The organism is Nocardiopsis sp. LDBS1602 (genome assembly GCF_035818715.1).
Taxonomy (GTDB): domain Bacteria; phylum Actinomycetota; class Actinomycetes; order Streptosporangiales; family Streptosporangiaceae; genus Nocardiopsis; species Nocardiopsis alba.
Window position 1 is genome coordinate 1423578 of the sequence record NZ_JAYLVW010000001.1, and the last position, 20035, is coordinate 1443612.

A 20035-nucleotide genomic window follows, 5' to 3' on the forward strand; every position below is an offset into this window, starting at 1 on the left:
TGTGACGGCCCCATCCGTCTCGGCCCCTCCGCCCGGTCGGCCCGGTTCCGGGCCGACCGCTTCGGGTGTCCGGGACATGGCGGGGGCCCGGCCCCTCTCGTAGAGGAGCCGGGCCCGAGGCGCGGAACGTGACGACCGGTCGGTCAGCCGCGCGCGCCCTCGACCTCTGCGGCGGGGGCGTCCATCGGCTGGTCCACGGCGGCCGGGGCCTCGGGGGCGGTCTCCTGGGCCGGGGCCTCCGGAGCGACCTCCTGGGCCGGGGCCTCGACCGGCTGGTCCACGGTGGCGGGAGCCTCCGGAACGACCTCCTCGGCCGGAGCCTCGACCGGGCGCTCCGTGAGCTCCGGGATGCTCACGCACCCGTTCTCGACCTGCTCGGTGATGGTCTCCTTGAAGGTCAGACGGCCGTAGATACCGTCGACCCCGATACCGGCGCCCCGCTGGACCTCCCTGACGGCCTCCTCGGTCTCGGGGCCGTAGAAGCCGTCGATGTCGAGACCGGCGTCGTACTTGCCGTTCAACAGCGACTGGAGGGCACGGACCGCGTCACCCTGGTCACCGGGGCGAATGCCGTCCGCCTCCGACGGGAAGAGCTCGTTGCGCATCTTCACCCAGGTGTCCACGTCCAGGACACCGTCGACCGGAATCGTCCCCGCGTCCTCCTCGAACGCGATGACGGTCGCCTCGACCTCCTCGGTGAACAGGCAGCCGGGCCGCTCGGTCTCGAAGCCCAGGTGGCTCAGGAAGTACTGGGCGGCCAGGATGTCGATGTTCGGTCCGGGGTTGTCGACCGACCACTCGGGCCAGGCTCTGGCCTCGATCTGCTCGATGACCTCCGCCGGGGTGCGGTCGAGGTCGTCCGCCGAGGCGGTCGGGGCGAGCATGAACATGCCCCCGAAGACGAAGGCGCCGGCCGTGGCCAGGGAGACGGCCCGTCGGGCGATACCGCTGCTGAACTGCTCGGACATGATGGGTGTCGACTCCTTATCGTGTGACTGAGACGACAGCATGCTCACACGGATCACGAGGAAGTTAACCCAGCGCAACGCATATGTAACTTTCGGTCACGTCCGGACGGTCGGAACGGCGAAGGCCCGGGCCGCCCTCGCGGGGACCCGGGCCTCGTGCGTCGAGAACTACGGAAAGACGGCGGACCGGCTAGTAACCGCGCACCCGCTCGGTCTCACCGGCCGGAGCCTCGACGGACTTCTCCGCGACCTCCGGAGCCTCCTCCTCGACCGTTTCGCGCACGGCCTCCTCGGGGGCGACCTCCTCGGCCGGCTTCTGCGCGGCCTCCGGAGCACCCTCCCGAACCGGACGCTCGACGGCCTCGGAGTCGGCGTCCGCGGCGGGCCGCTCGTCCTGGGCGATCCGCGGCAGGTTCTGGCACGTGCTACCGCCCGGGGCGGTGATGGTGCCCTTGTAGGTCAGGCGACCGAACGCGCCGTCGACACCGATGCCGAGACTGCGCTGGGCGTTCCTGACCGCGTTCTCGGTGGCGGCGTCGTAGTACTCGTGGAGCGAGAGGCCCGCGTTGTACTTGGAGTTCAGCAGCACCTTGACGGCGAGGACGCCCCAACCGCGGTCACCGCGCTTGTAGGCGTCGGCCTCCGTCGGGAAGTGCATGTTCCGGATCTTCACCCAGGTGGTCGAGTCCAGGACACCGTTGACGGTGATCCCCTCACGACGTTCGAAGTTCCGAACCGTCGATTCGGCCCGGTCGTTGTAGAGGCAGCCCGGGTTCTGGGTGATGTAACCGAGGCCGTTGAGGAAGAGCAGGGCGGCCTGGACGTCGACGTTCGGGCCGGGGTTACCGACCGAGTACTGAGGCCATGACCTCGCCTCGATCTGGCTGATGATCTCCACCGGGGTCCGCTCGTAGTCGTCCGCGGCCGCGGGCGGGGCGAGCATGACCACGCTGCCGAGGGCGAAGGCCCCCGCCGTGGCCAGGGACGCGACGCGACGAGCGATTCCACTGGTGAGCTGCTCGGGCATGATGGGTTCTGACTCCCCTGTCGAGTGACTGAGACGACAGCATGCTCACATGGAGCACAAGAAAGACGACCCTGCGCCACGCGACAATCACCCTCCGCGTTTATCTTCGCTTTAGAACTGCCCTGACCTGGGATGATTCGTCCCCCCACAAGGCCACCAGGTCACCAGAAGGGGCCGGCTCGTCTCCGACCCGGCCCCTTCGCCTCTTCACCTAACGAACCGGGTGTCCGGCCTCGCGCAGGCTCCGTTTCACGTCGGCGATGGTGAACTCGCCGAAGTGGAAGACGGTCGCCGCCAGCAGCGCGTCGGCCCCGGCCTCGACGGCGGGAACGAAGTGCTCCACGGCCCCGGCTCCGCCCGAGGCGATCAGGGGCACGTCCACACGGGCCCGGACCCCCCTGATCAGTTCCAGGTCGAACCCGGCCTTGGTGCCGTCGGCGTCCATGGAGTTGAGGAGGATCTCCCCCGCTCCCAGCTCGGCCGCGCGCTCGCACCACTCGAGGGCGTCGAGCCCGGTTCCGCGACGGCCGCCGTGCGTGGTGACCTCGAAACCGCTGGGTGTGGGGGCGTCGCCCTCACGGACCCGACGCACGTCGGCGGAGAGCACCAGTACCTGCCGACCGAAGCGCTCGGCGATCTCCTCGATCAGCTCCGGCCGCGCGATGGCCGCGGTGTTGACCCCCACCTTGTCGGCGCCGGCGCGCAGGAGTCGGTCCACGTCCTCGGTGGAACGCACCCCGCCGCCGACGGTCAACGGGATGAACACCTGGTCGGCGGTGCGACGCACGACGTCGTAGGTGGTCTCCCGGTCCCCGCTGGAGGCGGTCACGTCCAGGAAGGTCAGCTCGTCGGCGCCGCCCGCGTCATAGGTGCCCGCCAGTTCCACGGGATCCCCGGCGTCGCGCAGGTTCTCGAAGTTGACGCCCTTGACGACCCGGCCGTCGTCCACGTCCAGGCAGGGGATGACCCGGATGGCCAGGCTCACCGCCGACCGCCCTTCACCAGGGCCAGGGCGTCCTCCAGGGTGAAGGCGCCCTCGTACAGCGCGGTGCCCATGATGGCGCCCTCCACACCGACCGGGACCAGGGTGGACAGGGCCTCCAGGTCGGCGAGGCTCGACACGCCGCCGCTGGCCACCACCGGCTTGTCGGTGTGCTCGCACACGGTGCGCAGCAGGTCCAGGTTGGGGCCCTTGAGGGTGCCGTCCTTGTTGACGTCGGTGACGACGTAACGGGCGCAGCCCTCGGCCTCCAGACGCTCCAGGGTCTGGAAGAGGTCGCCGCCGTCGCGCGTCCAGCCCCGGGCCGCCAGGGTGGTGCCACGGACGTCCAGACCGATGGCGATCCTGTCCCCGTGATCCGCGATGATCCGGGCGCACCACTCCGGGTTCTCCAGGGCCGCGGTGCCGATGTTCACCCGGGCGCAGCCGGTGTCCAGGGCGGCCTTCAGGGACTCGTCGTCACGGATCCCGCCGGACATCTCGACCTTGATGTCGAGACGGCCCACGATCTCGCGCAACAGTTCGCGATTCTCGCCGCGCCCGAAGGCGGCGTCCAGGTCCACGAGGTGGACCCACTCGGCGCCGGCGTTCTGCCAGGCCTCGGCGGCCTTGAAGGGGTCGCCGTACCGCCCGCCGGTACCCGCCTTGCCCTGGACGAGCTGGACGGCCTGTCCGCCCGCGACGTCCACGGCCGGCAGCAGTTCGAGTGCGGGGGTCGACGGAGTGTGCTCGCCGGTCATCATGCCTTCTCGTGCTCGGTTCGGTACTGGATGGAGGTGCTCTCGTGTTCGGGGTCCCGAACACGGGCCGGTGGGCGGGTGGCCCCGACCGGCGTCGTCACAGGGTGGCGACCCAGTTGGCCAGGACCCGCGCCCCGGCGTCGCCCGACTTCTCCGGGTGGAACTGGGTGGCGCTCAGCGGGCCGTTCTCCACGGCGGCCACGAAGGGCTCGCCGTGTTCGGCCCAGGTCACCCGGGGTGCCGGGATCCGCTCGCTGGAGGCGACGAACTCCCAGTGACGTACCGCGTAGGAGTGCACGAAGTAGAAGCGCTCCTCGGGGTCGACGTCGGCGAACAGCCGCGTGCCCTCGGGCGGTGTGACGGTGTTCCAGCCCATGTGGGGCACCACGGGGGCGCGGAGCCGCTCGACCGTGCCGGGCCACTCTCCACAGCCCTCCGTGGCCCGATCCTCGGAATGGACGTCGGCCTGCTCGACACCCCGGTCGAAGAGGACCTGCATTCCCACGCAGATCCCGAGGACCGGCCGGCCTCCGGCCACACGGCGACCGATGACGCGGTCTCCGCCCGCGGCCTTGAGGCTGGCCATGCAGGCGCTGAAGGCGCCCACCCCGGGGACGACGAGCCCGTCGGCCTCCAGGGCGACGCGCGGGTCGGAGGTGACGGTGACGTCGGCGCCGGTGCGTTCCATGGCGCGCTGGGCCGAACGCAGGTTGCCCGATCCGTAGTCGAGGACCACCACGCGTGAGGACATCGAGGGTGCCTTTCTAGAGGTAGCCGAGCCGCAGCGCGCCGGAGACCACGGCGAGCACGACACATCCGGCCAGGGCGACGGCGATCAGGCGGTTCTTGTTCCACAGCACGTAGACACCGCCCGCGAGGAAGCCGCCGAAGACGATGAGGAGCAGTCCCCAGAGGTCGGTGTCCATCTACAGGACGCCCTTGGTGGAGGGGACGCCGGTGACCCTCGGGTCCTTCTCGGTGGCCACGCGCAGGGCCCGGGCGAAGGCCTTGAACTGGGCCTCGACGATGTGGTGGGCGTTGCGGCCGTAGGGCACGTGGATGTGCAGGGCCACGCGCGCCTGGGCCACGAAGGACTCGAAGATGTGCCGGGTCATGGTGGTGTCGTAGTCGCGACCGATCACCGGGGCCATGCCCTCGGGCTCGGTGTGCACGAGGTAGGGACGGCCGGAGACGTCGACGGTGACCTCGGCCAGCGCCTCGTCCAGGGGCACCTTCGCGTCGGCGAAGCGGCGGATGCCGGCGCGGTCGCCGAGCGCCTCGCGGAAGGCGGCGCCCAGGGCCAGGGCGGTGTCCTCCATGGTGTGGTGCGAGTCGATGTGCAGGTCGCCCTCGGTGCGCACGGTCAGGTCGAACAGGCCGTGCTTGGCGAGCTGGTCGAGCATGTGGTCGAAGAAGCCCACGCCGGTGGAGACGTCGGCGATCCCGGTGCCGTCCAGGTCGACCTCGACCAGGACCTTGGTTTCCTTGGTTGCGCGTTCGACGCGCCCGGTGCGGCTCATGATGATCTCTTTCGAGGAGAACGGTGGGACGTGGAAGGGGCGGGTCAGCGGCCGGTGGCCTTCAGGAGGGCGTCGCGGAAGGCGACCATCTCCTCCGGTGTGCCGACGGTGACGCGCAGCCAGCCGGGCGGACCGACCTCGCGGATGAGGACCTGCCGGTCGAGCATCCGGCGCCAGACCAGGTTGCGGTCCTCGAACTCTCCGAAGAGGACGAAGTTGGCGTCGGAGTCGGCGACCGAGAAGCCCTCCGAGCGCAGCCAGTCGACGAGCGAGTCGCGTTCGCGGCGCAGGTCGGCGACGGCTCCGAGCAGCTCGCCCGAGTATTCGAGCGCGGTGAGGGCCACCGTCTGGGTGACGGCCGACAGGTGGTAGGGCAGCCGGACCAGCTGGAGGGCGTCGACCACGGCGGGGTGCGCCGCGAGGTAGCCCACGCGCGCTCCGGCCAGGGCGAAGGCCTTGGACATGGTCCGGGAGACGATGATCCGGGGGTGCTCGTCGAGCAGGGTGAGTGCGCTCGGCGTGCCCTCCCGCCGGAACTCGGCGTAGGCCTCGTCCACGACGACCACGCCGGGGGCGGCCCGGGCGACACGCTCGATGTCGGCGAGTTCCAGGGCGGTCCCTGTGGGGTTGTTGGGCGAGGTGAGGAAGACGACGCTGGGCCGGTGTTCGGCGATCGCCTCCAAGGCGGCGTCGACGTCGATACGGAAGTCGGCGTCGCGCGGCACCGAGACCCACGCGGTTCCGGTGCCCCTGGAGATGATCGGGTGCATGGAGTAGGAGGGCTCGAAGCCCATCGCGGTGCGACCGGGGCCGCCGAAGGCCTGGAGCAGCTGCTGGAGGATCTCGTTGGAGCCGTTGGCCGCCCATACGCCGGCGGCGGTCAGACCGTGGCCGAGGTAGGCGGCCAGTTCCTCGCGCAGGCGGAGGGCGTCCCGGTCCGGGTAGCGGTTGAGCCCGGTCGCGGTGTCGGCGACCGCCTCGGCCAGGGCCTTGGCCAGGGCCGGCGAGGGGGCGTGCGGGTTCTCGTTGGTGTTGAGGACCACCGGCACGTCCAGCTGGGGGGCACCGTAGGGAGAGCGTCCCCGCAGATCGTCGCGGAGCGGAAGGTCGTTCAGGGTGAAGCTCACTGGTCTCACACTCGTGGTCGGTGGTGGGAGGGGCGGCCGACGTCTCCTGTGACTCTGGTGGTCGGGGAGCTCCGGTCGGTCCGCCCGCTCCGTCGGGTGTGGTCGGTCTCAGTCCCGGTCGTCGCCGTGCCCGACCCGGGCGGCGATCGCCTCGCCGTGGGCGGGCAGGTCCTCGGCCTCGGCCAGGGTGATGACATGGTGGGCGACGTCGGCCAGCGCGTCGCGGTCGTATTCGACGACGTGCACCCCGCGCAGGAAGGTCTGCACGCTCAGCCCGCCGCTGTGGCAGGCGCAGCCCCCCGTGGGGAGGACGTGGTTGGAGCCGGCGGCGTAGTCGCCGAGCGAGACCGGGGAGTGCGGCCCGACGAAGATCGCCCCGGCGTTGCGCACCCGGTCGGCCCACACGGACGCCTGGTCGGTGATGACCTCCAGGTGTTCCGCGGCGTAGGCGTTGACGACGGCCAGGCCCTGTTCGAGGTCGTCGACCAGGACGATGCCGGACTGGGGACCCGCCAGGGCCTCCAGGACACGCTCGCTGTGCCGGGTGGCGGCGGCGCGCACGGCGAGACGTTCGGTGACCGCGTCGGCCAGGGCCTCGTCCGGGGTCACCAGGACGGAGGCGGCGACGACGTCGTGCTCGGCCTGACTGATGAGGTCGGCGGCGACGTGGTCGGGGTCGGCGGTGTGGTCGGCCAGAACCGCGATCTCGGTGGGGCCGGCCTCGGCGTCGATACCGATGATGCCCTTGAGCAGGCGCTTGGCGGCGGCGACCCAGATGTTCCCGGGGCCGGTGACCATGTCCGCGCGCGGGCAGTCCTCGGTGCCGTGGGCGAACATCGCCACGGCCTGGGCTCCGCCGACCGCGTAGACCTCCTCGACGCCGAGCAGGGCGCAGGCGGCGAGGATCGTCGGGTGGGGCAAGCCGCCGAAGTCCTTCTGGGGCGGTGAGGTGACCGCCAGGGAGGACACGCCCGCCTCTTGGGCGGGGACGACGTTCATGATGACGCTGGAGGGGTAGACGGCCCGTCCGCCCGGCACGTAGAGGCCGACCCGGTCGACCGGGATCCACTTCTCGGTGACGGTGCCGCCGGGCACCACGCGGGTGGTGTGGTCCTCACGCCGTTGGGCGGAGTGGACCTTGCGGGCGCGCCGGATGGACTCCTCCAGGGCGGCGCGCACCCGGGGGTCGAGTTCGGTGAGGGCGCGGTCGAGGGCGTCCTTGGGGACGCGGATGTCGGTGAGCCGCACACCGTCGAAGCGCTCGGTGAGTTCGATCAGGGCCTCGGTTCCGCGATGGCGTACGTCATCACAGATGGGACGGACGCGTTCGGTGGCGTCCGCCACATCGATTTCGGCGCGCGGAAGGGAGTCGCGCGGGTCGTCCTGGGAACCTCGGAGGTCGATTCGACTGATCACGGCCCCAGTCTAGGGGCCCTGGGCCGGATCGGGGCCGGTGGAGTCCGAATGATGGACACCACACCGCTCCGACCGGCGCGAACCCCGCGACCGAGGTCGTGGCGAGCATCGCGCGACAAAAGCCCCGAACGCTTCGCCAATAAGCTTCCCCTTACTTTGGATCACCTTACCTAATGAAGCTTTTGAAAGGCTTGCCTAACAAATTCACACGCCTTTTCTGACGTTTCGCAAATGCCATTCGATGGTCTATATTGGTGACATGACTTCCACCAAGACCGGCGATAGCAACCTTTCCAAGTTCCACCGTCTCCTCGTCGACCAGGTGCGGCACGAGTTCACCGCCTCGCACCAGTACGTGGCGATCGCCGCCTGGTTCGACGACCAGGACCTGCCCCAGCTGGCCAGGGTCTTCTACGAGCAGTCCCTCGAAGAGCGCGACCACGCGATGATGATCGTGCGGTACCTGCTCGACAACGACGTGTCGTTCGCCCTTCCCGGCGTGGACGAGATCGAGACCGATTTCTCCGCCACCCGTGATCTGGTCGCGCTGGCGCTGCGTCAGGAACGTCAGGTGAGCGACCAGTTCCAGCGTCTGGCCAAGGTGGCCCGCGACGAGGAGGACTACACCGGGGAACAGTTCCTCCAGTGGTTCATCCAGGAGCAGGTCGAGGAGGTCGCCAAGATGTCGACTCTGCTCAACGTCGTCGACCGCTCGAACGGCAACCTCTTCGACGTGGAGACCTTCGTGGCCCGTGACATGCCCGGTGAGACCGAGGGCGGTCAGAACACGCCCGGGACCGCCGGCCCGTCCGTCTCCTGACGTCCGATGTCCCTCGCGCCCCGAGGCCCCGCCCGAAACCCGGGCGGGGCCTCGTCGTGTCCACGCCGGGAGCGGAGGAAAGGGGCGCGACACACCGTTCCGACAACGCCGGGACTCTTCGGGCCTCGAACCGGCGGCATACTGGGACCATGCCTGAGGCCCTGCCGATCTTCCCGCTGAACACCGTGTTGTTCCCGGGGATGACCATCCCGCTGCACGTCTTCGAGCACCGGTACCGGAGGCTGGTCTCGGAACTGCTCGGCCCGACCCTGGCCGGTGGAGAGGTCGGTGGACGCGAACGCGGGCCCGTGCGTTTCGGAACGGTGTGGATCGAACTCGGCCACGAGGTGGCGAGCGAGTCCGGGCAGGGGGCCGGAGGCGCCGATACCGGGGTGCCCGGCACCGCGGGGGGCCGAGGCCGTCCGACCCTGCCACTGGTGAGCGCCGTCGGTTGCACCGCGGTCGTCCGTGACGTGCGCACCTACGAGGACGGGCGCTACGACCTGGTCGTCGAGGGCGGTACGCGGTTCCGGATCGATGATCTTCCGGAGGTCGACGCCTCCTCCCCCGACGAGTACTCCAGCGCCTCGGTGACGCTGCTCCCCGAGGCCATGGGGCCGGACGCCGAGGAGCACGCCGAACGGGTGCGCGATCTCTATGAGGTGTACCGTGGCCGCTTGTCGGAGATCGGTATGGCTCCGGAGACCTCGCGCGACCTGCCACGGGATCCGGTGGCCCTGTCCCATACGGTGGCGGCCTCGATCGTGCTGGATCCCGCCGAGAAACAACGCCTGTTGGAGGCCGAGGACGCCGCGACCCGGCTGGCGGTGGCGGCTCGCTTCCTCCGCAGGGAGAATCGCATCGTGACCGCCCCCACCCTGCCCAACCTCCCCGCGGGTCCCTTCCTCAACAACGGTGTCTCCTTCAACTAGATCCCTACGTGGAAAGCCGAGGTGACCCATGAGTGGAAAAGCCACGCCCGCTACCGTGGCCGCGGGTCGGACCAAGACCACCTACACCCTGCACCCCTATGAGGCGCCCGAGGAGAGCGATGGGCACTCCTACGGGGCCGACGCCGCGGACGCTCTGGGAGTGCCGCACCACCGGGTGTTCAAGACCCTGGTCGCCGAGGTGGACGGTGTGTTCACCGTCGGGGTGGTGCCGGTCGCCGGCTCCCTCGACCTCAAGGCGCTGGCCGCCGCGGTCGGCGGCAAGAAGGCGATCATGGCCGACCCGGGTCGCGCCGAGAAGATCACCGGATACGTCCGCGGAGGCATCAGCCCGCTGGGACAGCGCAAGAGGCTGCGCACCGTCATCGACTCCTCGGTCACCTCGCTGGTCTCGGTCTACGTCTCCGCCGGGCGGCGGGGGCTCCAGATGGAATTGGCGCCCGCGGACCTGATCGCGCTGACCGAGGCGGTCACCGCTCCCATCGCCGCTCCCTGAGCCCTGAGCGTGAGCGTCGGGTGAGCCCCGCCACGAGGGGCGAAGCCGTGTCGCACAAGGGGCGGTGGACCTGCGCACAGTCGCCCACGGACTGTTGCCCACCCCCCTACCCGGGGGTAGCTTTGTGACATGCCCGACACCTCATCCCCCTACCGATCCATCCCCGACATGTTCGCCTCCCGCGTCGCCGAATCCGGTACGCGGGAGGCGTTCACCCACCCCGTCCCCTCCCCCGACGGCGGCCCCGAGGCCTGGCGGACCCTGACCTGGAACCAGGCACGCGACCGTGTGCGCGACCTGGCCCTGGGGCTGCACTCCCTCGGCCTGACCTCCCAGGCCCGATGCGCCATCGCCTCCAACACCCGGATCGAATGGATCCTCGCCGACCTGGCGATCCTGTGCGCGGGCGGTGCCTCCACCACGATCTACCCCTCCTCCACCCCGCCCGACTTCGCCTACATCGTGTCCGACTCCGGCAGCATGATGGCCTTCGCCGAGGACGACGAGCAGGTCGCCAAACTGCGCGAACAGCGCGGGGCCATGCCCGGCCTGTCCAGGGTGATCGCCTTCGAAGGCGCCGCTGGGGGAGACGACGACTGGGTCATGGGCCTGGACGAGCTGGAGGCCCTCGGTGCCCGTCGGCACGCCGAGGACCCGGGGCTGTTCGACGAGCTGGTCGCGGCGGTCCGCCCCGAACACCTGGCCACCCTGATCTACACCTCGGGCACCACCGGCCGCCCCAAGGGCGTGCGGCTGGACCACGCGAACTGGCTGTACGAGGCCCAGGCGCTCCAGGCCCTGGACGAGGAGCTGCGCGCTCAGGGGCGGGGGCTGCTCACCGGCGACGACGTGCAGTTCCTGTGGCTGCCCCTGGCCCACGCCTTCGGCAAGCTGATGCAGGTGAGCCAGCTGCGTCTGGGTTTCGTCACCGCCGTGGACGGGCGGGTGGACCGCATCGTCGACAACCTGTCCGTCGTACGGCCGACCTTCATGGCCGCAGCCCCTCGCATCTTCGAGAAGGTGTACGCCAAGGTCGTCACCCAGGCTCAGGAGGGCGGCGAGGCCAAGTACAGGATCTTCCGTTGGGCCGCGGACGTGGGCGACCGGGTGGCGCGGCTCCGGGAGAGGGGCGAGGAGCCGACCGGCCTGCTCGCCGCCCGGCATCGGATCGCCGACCGACTCGTGTTCTCCCGGCTGCGCGCCCGCTTCGGCGACCGGCTGCGCTTCCTCGTCTCCGGCAGCGCCCCTCTGGCCCCGGAGATCGGCCGGTTCTTCTCCGGTGCCGGGATCACCATCCTGGAGGGCTACGGGCTGACCGAGACCTCCGCCGGTTCCTTCCTCAATCGTCCGGGCGAGGCGCGTTTCGGCAGTGTCGGGCTGCCGCTGCCCGGAACCGAGGTCAAGATCGCGGAGGACGGCGAGGTGCTGTTGCGCGGTGGCGGGGTGATGCGCGGATACCACAACCTGTCCGGCGCCACCGAGGCCGTGCTCACCGAGGAGGGCTGGTTCGCGACCGGTGACATCGGCACCCTGGAGGACGGCCACCTGCGGATCACCGACCGCAAGAAGGAGCTGATCAAGACCTCCGGCGGCAAGTACGTGGCGCCGCAGAGCATCGAGAACCGTTTCAAGGCCCTGTGCCCGTACGCGAGCAACCTGGTCGTGCACGGAGATCGGCGCCCCTACTGCGTGGGCCTGGTCGCCTTGGACCCCGAGGCGATCGAGGAGTGGGCGGAGAACAACGGTCTGGGCGCGCTGAACTACGTCGGGCTGACCAGGGAGCCGAAGGTCAGGCGCATGGTCCAGGAGGCCGTCGACGAGCTCAACAAGGGGCTGCCCCGCCACGAGACGATCAAGGACTTCGCGATCCTGCCGAACGGACTGACCGTGGAGGGCGGAGAGATCACGCCGAGCCTGAAGATGCGCCGCCGGGCGGTGGAGGAGAAGTACGCCGACCTGCTCGACGGGTTGTACGAGAAGGCGCCCCGACGTTCCTGAACGCCCTCAGTCCCGCCGTTCCCCCGTGTCGGGTTCCGGAGCGGCGGTCGGTGCCGGCTCGGGTTCGGGGACGCCGGGCTGGTCGGAGCGCAGCAGGCTGACGCCGTCGAGCAGACCGTATTGAAGGACGTGGACGAAGGGCCACACCACCAGGAAGGCGGTGGCCTGGAGCCGAAGCGCGCCCATGACGGTGTCGCCGGGGTCGGCGGTCCGGACGATCTCCCGCGCGGGCGCGTCGAGGGCGATCCCGATCCGCCAGACCAGGATCGCCGCCACGGCCGCCGCCACGGTGCTCACCAGGAGCAGGGGCAGGCGCAGGTCCTGGAGGCGTCTGTCGGCCAGGGTGAACTGGGCCATGTAGCAGAGGTAACCGGTGATCATCCCGGCCACCGCGGTGATGACGACGAAGTAGCCCTCTCCCGCGAAGGACTCCTCGGAGGTCCCGGGGAAGATCTCCCCCTCCCCCAGAGCGGTCACCTCGGGGCGGGGCGCGAGCCACCACCAGAGGGGCCCCAGTAGAGCGCCGAGCAGGGCCACGGCCCCGAACACGCACACCGCCACGATCAGGGCGCGTGCCACCCCCGAATCACCCGCGCGGGCGCGCTCCGCCTTCACCCTGTGTGCTCCCCTCCGCCCGGACCTGCCGAAAACCAGTGGATACCGGACACGACCCGAAGGACAATACCCGCATGTACGACGAGAGCGATCCCGTGCCCCTTCTCAAGCGTGTCGATCCTCCCATGGCCGCCGACGAACGGACGATGCTGCTGGCCTGGTTGGACCGGCATCGCGCCACGGTGCACGCCAAGTGCGCGGGCTTGGACCCGGAGTTCGCCTCGGCCGCTCCGATCCCGACCTCCCCGATGACCACCATCGGCGGGATCGTGTCCCATCTGCGCTGGGTGGAGGCCTTCTGGTTCGAAGTGGTGATGCTCAACCAGCCGGACGAGGCCCCGTACTCGGAGCAGGACCCCGACGGAGAGTTCCGGGTAGGAGCACGACGCCCCCTCGGCGAACTGTTGGCGGAGTACGAGGAGCAGTGCGCCCGCTCACGGGAGATCACCTCCCACCTGGAGCTGGGCAACTCCTCACGCCGTGTCCTTCAGGAGGGACGCACCACCCTGCGCTGGGTGATCACGCACATGATCGAGGAGACCGCCCGGCACAACGGTCATCTGGACCTGCTCCGAGAGCTCGCCGACGGACGTACCGGCCTCTAGGTCATCGAACCCCGCCACCGATACGCGACGAAGGGATCCGGGGCGGTGGACCACCGCCCCGGATCCCTTCGTTCATGGGCCCGTGAAGGGCCCGAGTGAGACCTCAGCCCTCCCGTTCCGCGTCGGGGTCGTCGCCTTCGACGTCCTCCTCGGCGAGGAGCAGGTAGAGGTTGCGTCGGGTCTCGTTCAGTAGACGCTTGGCCCGCTCCACCTGCTCCGGGGTGCCCGCCTGGGCGACCTGGGAGGCGGCCGCGGCGAGCTGGTAGGCCAGGCCGCCGATCTCCTCGTAGTGCGACCGGGTGTCGGCGTAGGCGTCGGCCCCCGCCTCCCATGGCGGCGTGAGCCCCTCGCCCCGTTCCTCCAGGTAGGCCCGGCCCTCGTCGGTGAGCCGGTAGGGGCGACGGCGCCCCTCGCCCGCGACCTGCTCGATCAGGCCCTCGTCCTCCAACTGTTGGAGCATCGGGTAGACCGAACCGGAGCTGGGGCGCCAGGCCCCGCCGCTGCGTTCACGGCCTTCGCGGATGATCTCGTATCCGCTGCGCGGCTCCTCCGCCAGAAGCAGGAGGATGCCGGTGCGCACGTCGCCCCGCCGGGCGCGAGGGCCACCGCGCCGACGGCCGTGTCCCCCCTCGTGCCCGGGGAAACCCCCGGGACCGAAGGTGCCACCGGGGCCGAAGGGCGCGCCCGGCCCGAAGGGGCCACCGGGCCCCATGGGGCCTCCAGGGCCGAACGGTCCGCCTGGACCCCTGCCCCACGGAGGGTGCGGAGGGTGCGGTGGCCGGGGCGGCTCAGGGACCTCCGCCCGGTGCTCGTGGGGGCCGTGGTGCCCGTCGATCCATGCCTCGTCCGAAGCGGTGTGGGCGTCGTGTCGGTCCCGGCCCGGGATGAAGCGGTCGAAGCGCCGTTCGGAACGTCGTCCGCCCCAGGACCAGGGCCCGGGAAGTGCCATGGCTGTCATGTCGTTCTCTTCTCTGTAGATATTCCAAGACAGTCGTTCACTGTCTCGATAGCTCAAAGATATATCGCTAACTATCTTCTGGCAAGAGAGAGGCACGAAAAAGGCCCTCGTGTGCGACACCGCACACGAGGGCCCTGGCCGGAGCGCCCCCACCGGGGGCTCGAAGGTCAGTAGTCGACCGAGTACGCCCCCAGCAGGCTCTTCACCTCACCGTTGAACTCCGGGGAGATCCGCACCGAGTAGCGCTCGACCGCGTAGACACGCGAACGCACCGGGTTGTCCACCCGGATCCGCACCGGGGTCTCCCCCTTGTGCGTGCTCAACACCTGACGCAGATCACCGATGAGCTCCGGGGTGAGCCGCTTCTCGTCGACGGTGAGCAGCACCGGGGGCTCGCCCTCGGTGATGTGGGAGATGTCCAGGATCGACATCTCCGAGGCGAACATCGACCAGGTGCCGTCCCGGTCGTTGAGCCGACCCTTGACCGTGACCGCCGTGTCCTCCAGCAACGCCTCCACGTACAGCGGATACGTCTTGGGGAAGAACAGCACCTCCATGCTGGAGTCCAGGTCCTCCACCGTGGCGATCGCCCACTGGTTACCGGCCTTGTTGGTGCGCTTGTCGACCTTGGAGATCAGCCCCGCGATCCGCACCTCGCCCCTCTCCCGAGCCAGGTCACCGGCCACGATCTTGGCGATCGGGGTGTCCCGGGAGCGGGCCAGCACCCGTTCGGCGCCGGCCAGCGGGTGGCTGGACACGTACAGACCCAACATCTCGCGTTCGAAGGCGAGCTTGGTCTTGCGGTCCCACTCCTCGTCGCCCCACTGGATGTCCAGACCGATGGGGGTGGAGTCGCCGTCGTCCCCGCCCCCGAACAGGTCGAACTGACCGTGGGCCTCCTGCTTCTTGGAGCTGATCATGCCGTCCACCGCCATCTCGTGGTGGCGGTACAGCTCCCGACGTGGCTGCCCGAGGGAGTCGAAGCCGCCGGCCTTGATCAGCGATTCGATCACCCGCTTGTTACAGGCCGCCAGCTCGATCTTGGACAGGAAGTCGGTGAAGGAGGTGAACTTGCCCTTCTCGGTACGGGTCTTGATGATCGAATTGACCACGTTGGCGCCCACGTTGCGGACCGCGCCCATGCCGAAGCGGATGTCGGAGCCGACCGGGGTGAAGCGCAGACCGGATTCGTTGACGTCGGGGGGCAGGACCTTGATGTGCTGGGCCCGGCACTCGGCCAGGTAGACCGCCATCTTGTCCTTGTCGTCACTGACCGAGGTCAACAACGCGGCCATGTAGGCCGCGGGGTAGTTGGCCTTGAGGTAGGCGGTCCAGTAGGAGACCAGCGCGTACCCGGCGGCGTGCGACTTGTTGAACGCGTAGCCCGCGAAGGGCAGCATGACGTCCCACAGGGCCTGGGTGGCCTCCTTGGAGAAGCCGCGCTCGGCCGCGCCGGGGAAGAACTTGGCCTCCTCCGCCTCCAGGGCCTCCTTCTTCTTCTTACCCATCGCGCGACGCATCAGGTCGGCGCCGCCCAGGCTGTAACCGGCCAGCTGCTGGGCGATGGCCATGATCTGCTCCTGGTAGACGAGCAGGTGGAAGGTCTCCCCCAGGATCGGCTCCAGGGCGTCCTTGAGATCCGGGTGGATGGGGGTGATCTCCTGGCGCCCGTTCGACCGGTCGGCGTAGTCGTTGTGGGCGTTGGCCGCCATCGGACCGGGCCGGTACAGGGACAGCACGGCCGCGATGTCACCGAACTTCTTCGGCTCCATCCGCTTGAGCAGGTTGCGCATCGCGCCGCCGTCGAGCTGGAAGACGCCGAGGGTGTCACCCCGGGAGAGGAGTTCGTAGGTCTTCTTGTCGTCCAGGGGCAGCTGCCCCAGATCGATGTCGATCCCCTCGGACTCCTTGATGGACTTGACCGCGTCGTCCATGATCGTGAGGTTGCGCAGGCCCAGGAAGTCCATCTTCAGCAGACCCATGTCCTCGCACTGAGGGAAGGGGAAGCCGGTGATGATGGCGCCGTCGGTGTCGCGCTTGTGCAGCGGAATGACGTCGAGCAGGGGTTCCTTGGACAGGATCACGCCCGCCGCGTGCACACCCGTGCCGCGAGTCAGACCCTCGATACCCCGGGCGGTCTCCATGACCTTGTTCACCTGGGGGTCGTTCTCCACCAGGTTGCGCAGCTCGGTGGTCTCGCTGTAGCGCTCGTGCTCGGTGTTGAACACCGCGTCCAGCGGGATCTCCTTGCCGCCCACCGCGGCCGGGAACGCCTTCGTGATCTGGTCGCCCACCGAGTAGGGCATGCCCAGGATCCGGGTGGAGTCCTTGACCGCGGCCTTGGCCTTGATGGTGCCGAAGGTCAGGATCTGCGCGACCCGCTCCTCGCCGTACAGACGGGTGACGTAGTCGATCATCTCCCCGCGTCGACGTTCGTCGAAGTCCAGGTCGATATCGGGCATGGTCACACGTTCGGGGTTGAGGAACCGCTCGAACAGCAGACCGTGCTCCAACGGGTCCAGGTCGGTGATGCCCAGCACGTAGGCGATCATCGAACCGGCCGCCGAACCACGCCCCGGGCCGAGCGCGATCCCCGCCTTGCGCGCGTACTGGCAGATGTCGGAGACCACCAGGAAGTACGCCGGGAACCCCATCTCGTTGATGATGCCCAGCTCGAAGTCGACGCGCTTACGGACGTCGTCGCTCACCCCGTCCGGGTAGCGCCCTTGGAGCAGTCGCTCGACCTCCTTGGCCAGCCAGGAGGACTGGGTCTCCCCCTCGGGGACGGGGAAGGTCGGCATGAGGTCGCGTTCGGCGAACACGCCCTCGTAGGCGTCGGGTTCGATGCGTTCGGCGATCAGCAGGGTGTTCTTGCAGCCCTGAGCCCACTCGTCGAAGTTCAGGATCCCGCGCATCTCGTCGGGCGTCTTGAGGTAATAGCCGGAGCCGTTGAACCGGAACCGGGTCGGATCGTCCAGGTTCTTACCGACCCCGACCGCCAGGAGGGCGTCGTGCGCCGAGGCCTGCGACTCGTACACGTAGTGCGAGTCGTTGGTCACCAACGGCGGGATGTCCAACGCCCGCCCCACCTTGAGCAGACCGTCGCGGACCTCCTTCTCGATGGAGACCCCGTGGTCCATCAGCTCCAGGAACACGTTCTCCTTGCCGAAGATGTCCTGTAGCTTCGCGGCGTAGTCGATGGCCTCCTTCTCCTGACCCAGCCGCAGCCGGGTCTGCACACCCCCCGAGGGGCAGCCGGTGGAGACGATGATGCCCTCGCTGTTCTCCGCCATCAGGTCCAGGTCCATCCGGGGCTTCATGTAGTAGCCCTCGATGGAGGCCAGGGACGACATCTTGAACAGGTTGCGCAGACCCGTCTCGTTCTGCGCCAACATCGTCATGTGCAGATAGCGGCCGCCACCGGAGATGTCCTTGCCGCCCTCGGCCGAGGCGTCGTCCGATCCGCTGGCCCGCCCCCAGAACACCCGCTTCTTGTGGAACCGGGACTCGGGCGCCACGTAGGCCTCGATCCCGATGATCGGCTTGACCCCCGAGCCCTTGGACTGCTGGTAGAACTCGTAGGCGCCGAACATGTTGCCGTGGTCGGTCATGGCCACCGCCGGCATCTCCAACCGCGCGGCCTCGGAGAACAGGGGCTTCAGCTTCGCGGCCCCGTCCAGCATCGAGTACTCGGTATGGACGTGCAGATGAGCGAAGGAGTCGGCCATGGGTGGAGTGCTCCCGAAAGGACTTGTAGGACGGATGGTGTCCCACGAGCCTACGACTTTCCCACGACGTTCGCGGCCGCCTGTGGACGGAGCGCCCCTTCCGGAGAACGTGATGTTCCCCCCGGGGCCCGGGTCGTGACCGTGGAGCGTCCGGAGAGGCCCCGGGTCCCTCTCCGACGTCCGGAGACCATCTCCACGTCACCGGCGCTTCCCACCGAACTGCTAGCCTCCCGCCGGTCGTGTCGCGACCATCTATCGTGTGATCGCCCTTCCGAGAGGATCCCCGTGTCCGTCAGAACCCGTCGAGTGGCCTCCACCGCCACTCTCGTTCTCGCCGCCTCCGCTCTGGTGGCCTCCCCCGTTCCGGCCTCGGCCTCCTCGTCCGTGCCCGAACCGCCGGGAGAGCGCGAGGTACGTTTCGCCACCTTCAACACCGCCCTGGAGCGCCCGGAGGAGGGCATGCTGGCGGAGGAGCTGGCCACGCCCGACAGCGAGCAGGCCCGCAACATCGCCGAGATCATCCAGCACGTCCGTCCCGACGTGCTGTTGGTGAACGAGTTCGACCACGACGACGAGGGCGAGGGGCTGCGTCTGTTCCAGGACAACTACCTGTCCGTGGGGCAGAACGGGGCCGACCCGATCGATTACCCGTACGTGTACAGCGCGCCGGTCAACACGGGCGTGGCCTCGGGGGTCGACCTGAACGGCGACGGAGTCGCCGTGACCGAGCCGGGGACCCCCGAGTACGCGGAGGACGCCTTCGGGTACGGGCTCTTCCCCGGCCAGTACGGGATGGCCGTGCTCTCGAAGTACCCGATCGTCACCGACGAGGTGCGCACCTTCCAGACCTTCCGCTGGGCCGACATGCCGGACGCGCTACTGCCCACCGATCCCGAGACCGGCGGGTCGTACTACTCGGAGGAGGCCCTGGAGGTCCTGCGGCTGTCCTCCAAGAGCCACTGGGACGTGCCCATCAACACCGGTCGCGGGCGGCCGGTACATCTGTTGGCCTCCCACCCCACTCCCCCGACCTTCGACGGCCCCGAGCGGCGCAATGTGGCCCGCAACCACGACGAGATCCGTTTCTGGGCCGACTACGTCACCCGACGCGACAGCGGTTACATCTACGACGACGAGGGGGTGCGCGGCGGACTCGCCCCCGGGGCGCCCTTCGTGATCGCCGGCGACCTCAACGCCGACCCCAACGACGGTGACGGGCACCCCGAGGCCGTCACCCGGCTGCTGGACCACCGGTCCGTGGTGGACGTCCGGCCCTCCAGCCAGGGCGGCCGCGGGGCGGCGCAGCGCCAGGGCGGCGCCAACGAGGACCACGTCGGGGACCCCGGGCTGGACAGCGCGGACTTCAACGACGAGCCGGGGCCGGGCAACCTGCGGGTGGACTACGTGCTGCCCTCCCGTTCGCTCCCCGCCCGGGGTTCGGGGGTGTTCTGGCCGACCGTGGACGACCCGCTGTTCCGTCTGACCGGCGACTATCCCTTCCCCAGCTCCGACCACCGTCTGGTCTGGGTGGACGTGGCGCGTCCCTAGGGACGTTCCCCCGGTCGGCCGGTGCGCCGGCCGGGGCCGCTCGTTCCGGACCGGGGTCGGTCTCGGCCGGCCGCCTCCTCTTGGGCGACGGCCAGTCCGGCACCGATGACGCTGTCCATGATGGTGGCCAGGTGTTCGGCCCCCAGCCGGGGAGCCCGCTCGGCCATGCGCTCGACGAGTTCGCGCTCACGGGTCATGTCGCGTCCGGCGAAGTAGCCCACCGGCTTGAGCCGCTGGACCTGGGCCGCGACCAGCGCCCGACGTTCGAGGAGCTCGGCGAGCTCGGCGTCCATCAGGTCGATGCGGCCGCGCAGGTCGCGGATGCGCTCGTCGACGTTCTCTGTGCCGGTGGCGTGGTGACGGTCGTGCACGATGTCCCTTTCCGGGAGTGGTTGCGTACGCGGATGCGGCGCGACCGTACGTCCCGGCGGGAAACGTGTTCGGGGCGTCGGCCGCCCGAAAAGACGAAGGAGCACCGGGCGTGTGCCCGAATGCTCCGATAGCCGACGTTCCCGTTCT

The 20035-nt window shown here is 69.4% G+C and carries 19 protein-coding genes; 6 read left to right on the forward strand and 13 right to left on the reverse strand.

Annotation, left to right across the window (positions count from 1 at the left end):
- Positions 1–143: 143 nt before the first annotated feature.
- From U9J66_RS06500 to hisD, 9 genes are all read right to left on the reverse strand, one after another.
- Positions 144–968: a peptidoglycan-binding domain-containing protein gene (locus tag U9J66_RS06500; protein ID WP_326337300.1), complete on the reverse strand. Its 825-nt coding sequence runs from the start codon at positions 966–968 to the stop codon at positions 144–146.
- 190 nt (positions 969–1158) lie between these two features.
- Entirely contained in the window at positions 1159–1995 is an 837-nt protein-coding gene (locus U9J66_RS06505; protein ID WP_014908577.1) for a peptidoglycan-binding domain-containing protein, read from the reverse strand.
- Between the two features lie 211 nt (positions 1996–2206).
- Complete coding sequence (hisF, locus tag U9J66_RS06510) at positions 2207–2980, reverse strand: imidazole glycerol phosphate synthase subunit HisF (RefSeq protein WP_014909828.1); 774 nt, start codon at positions 2978–2980, stop codon at positions 2207–2209.
- Positions 2977–3735 (reverse strand): bifunctional 1-(5-phosphoribosyl)-5-((5-phosphoribosylamino)methylideneamino)imidazole-4-carboxamide isomerase/phosphoribosylanthranilate isomerase PriA, encoded by a 759-nt coding sequence (priA, locus tag U9J66_RS06515; protein WP_014908888.1) that lies wholly within the window; start codon positions 3733–3735, stop codon positions 2977–2979. Before priA ends, hisF begins: the two co-directional genes overlap by 4 nt.
- Before the next feature lie 97 nt (positions 3736–3832).
- Positions 3833–4486 (reverse strand): imidazole glycerol phosphate synthase subunit HisH, encoded by a 654-nt coding sequence (hisH, locus tag U9J66_RS06520; protein ID WP_017534065.1) that lies wholly within the window; start codon positions 4484–4486, stop codon positions 3833–3835.
- Positions 4487–4499: 13 nt separating this feature from the next.
- Positions 4500–4661, reverse strand: a complete 162-nt coding sequence (locus U9J66_RS06525; RefSeq protein WP_014911839.1) for a hypothetical protein — start codon at positions 4659–4661, stop codon at positions 4500–4502.
- A complete protein-coding gene (gene hisB / locus U9J66_RS06530; protein ID WP_014913322.1) occupies positions 4662–5255 on the reverse strand; it encodes an imidazoleglycerol-phosphate dehydratase HisB in 594 nt (197 codons plus the stop codon).
- Between the two features lie 44 nt (positions 5256–5299).
- Positions 5300–6382: a histidinol-phosphate transaminase gene (locus U9J66_RS06535; RefSeq protein ID WP_014912049.1), complete on the reverse strand. Its 1083-nt coding sequence runs from the start codon at positions 6380–6382 to the stop codon at positions 5300–5302.
- 108 nt (positions 6383–6490) lie between these two features.
- Positions 6491–7798: a histidinol dehydrogenase gene (gene hisD / locus U9J66_RS06540; RefSeq protein WP_108914097.1), complete on the reverse strand. Its 1308-nt coding sequence runs from the start codon at positions 7796–7798 to the stop codon at positions 6491–6493.
- Between the two features lie 259 nt (positions 7799–8057).
- On the opposite strand from hisD, the gene U9J66_RS06545 reads away from it, so the two are divergent.
- The 4 genes from U9J66_RS06545 to U9J66_RS06560 all read left to right on the forward strand — a co-directional run bounded on the left by U9J66_RS06545 (position 8058) and on the right by U9J66_RS06560 (position 12062).
- A complete protein-coding gene (locus U9J66_RS06545) occupies positions 8058–8618 on the forward strand; it encodes a ferritin (RefSeq protein WP_041561916.1) in 561 nt (186 codons plus the stop codon).
- Positions 8619–8767: 149 nt separating this feature from the next.
- The gene (locus U9J66_RS06550; protein ID WP_014912061.1) at positions 8768–9550 is read left to right on the forward strand and encodes an LON peptidase substrate-binding domain-containing protein; all 783 of its coding nucleotides are present in this window, start codon (positions 8768–8770) and stop codon (positions 9548–9550) included.
- Between the two features lie 28 nt (positions 9551–9578).
- Positions 9579–10064 (forward strand): Cys-tRNA(Pro) deacylase, encoded by a 486-nt coding sequence (gene ybaK / locus U9J66_RS06555; RefSeq protein WP_202421668.1) that lies wholly within the window; start codon positions 9579–9581, stop codon positions 10062–10064.
- Positions 10065–10193: 129 nt separating this feature from the next.
- Complete coding sequence (locus tag U9J66_RS06560; RefSeq protein WP_326337303.1) at positions 10194–12062, forward strand: AMP-dependent synthetase/ligase; 1869 nt, start codon at positions 10194–10196, stop codon at positions 12060–12062.
- 6 nt (positions 12063–12068) lie between these two features.
- On the opposite strand, the gene U9J66_RS06565 is transcribed toward U9J66_RS06560, so the two are convergent.
- Positions 12069–12641 (reverse strand): hypothetical protein, encoded by a 573-nt coding sequence (locus tag U9J66_RS06565; protein WP_326337304.1) that lies wholly within the window; start codon positions 12639–12641, stop codon positions 12069–12071.
- Positions 12642–12751: 110 nt separating this feature from the next.
- Between U9J66_RS06565 and U9J66_RS06570 the strand changes: the two genes are divergently transcribed.
- Entirely contained in the window at positions 12752–13282 is a 531-nt protein-coding gene (locus U9J66_RS06570) for a DinB family protein (protein ID WP_161111552.1), read from the forward strand.
- A 103-nt stretch (positions 13283–13385) separates the two neighbouring features.
- On the opposite strand, the gene U9J66_RS06575 is transcribed toward U9J66_RS06570, so the two are convergent.
- Together U9J66_RS06575 and dnaE are read right to left on the reverse strand one after the other, a co-directional pair.
- On the reverse strand, positions 13386–14240 hold the full coding sequence (locus U9J66_RS06575; RefSeq protein WP_326337305.1) for a PadR family transcriptional regulator: 855 nt from the start codon (positions 14238–14240) through the stop codon (positions 13386–13388).
- Between the two features lie 167 nt (positions 14241–14407).
- Positions 14408–17968 (reverse strand): DNA polymerase III subunit alpha, encoded by a 3561-nt coding sequence (dnaE, locus tag U9J66_RS06580; RefSeq protein ID WP_326337306.1) that lies wholly within the window; start codon positions 17966–17968, stop codon positions 14408–14410.
- A 306-nt stretch (positions 17969–18274) separates the two neighbouring features.
- Between dnaE and U9J66_RS06585 the strand changes: the two genes are divergently transcribed.
- Positions 18275–19516 (forward strand): endonuclease/exonuclease/phosphatase family protein, encoded by a 1242-nt coding sequence (locus U9J66_RS06585; RefSeq protein ID WP_326337410.1) that lies wholly within the window; start codon positions 18275–18277, stop codon positions 19514–19516.
- On the opposite strand, the gene U9J66_RS06590 is transcribed toward U9J66_RS06585, so the two are convergent.
- A complete protein-coding gene (locus tag U9J66_RS06590) occupies positions 19513–19887 on the reverse strand; it encodes a chorismate mutase (RefSeq protein WP_014911112.1) in 375 nt (124 codons plus the stop codon). The genes U9J66_RS06585 and U9J66_RS06590 overlap by 4 nt on opposite strands.
- Positions 19888–20035: the final 148 nt, after the last annotated feature.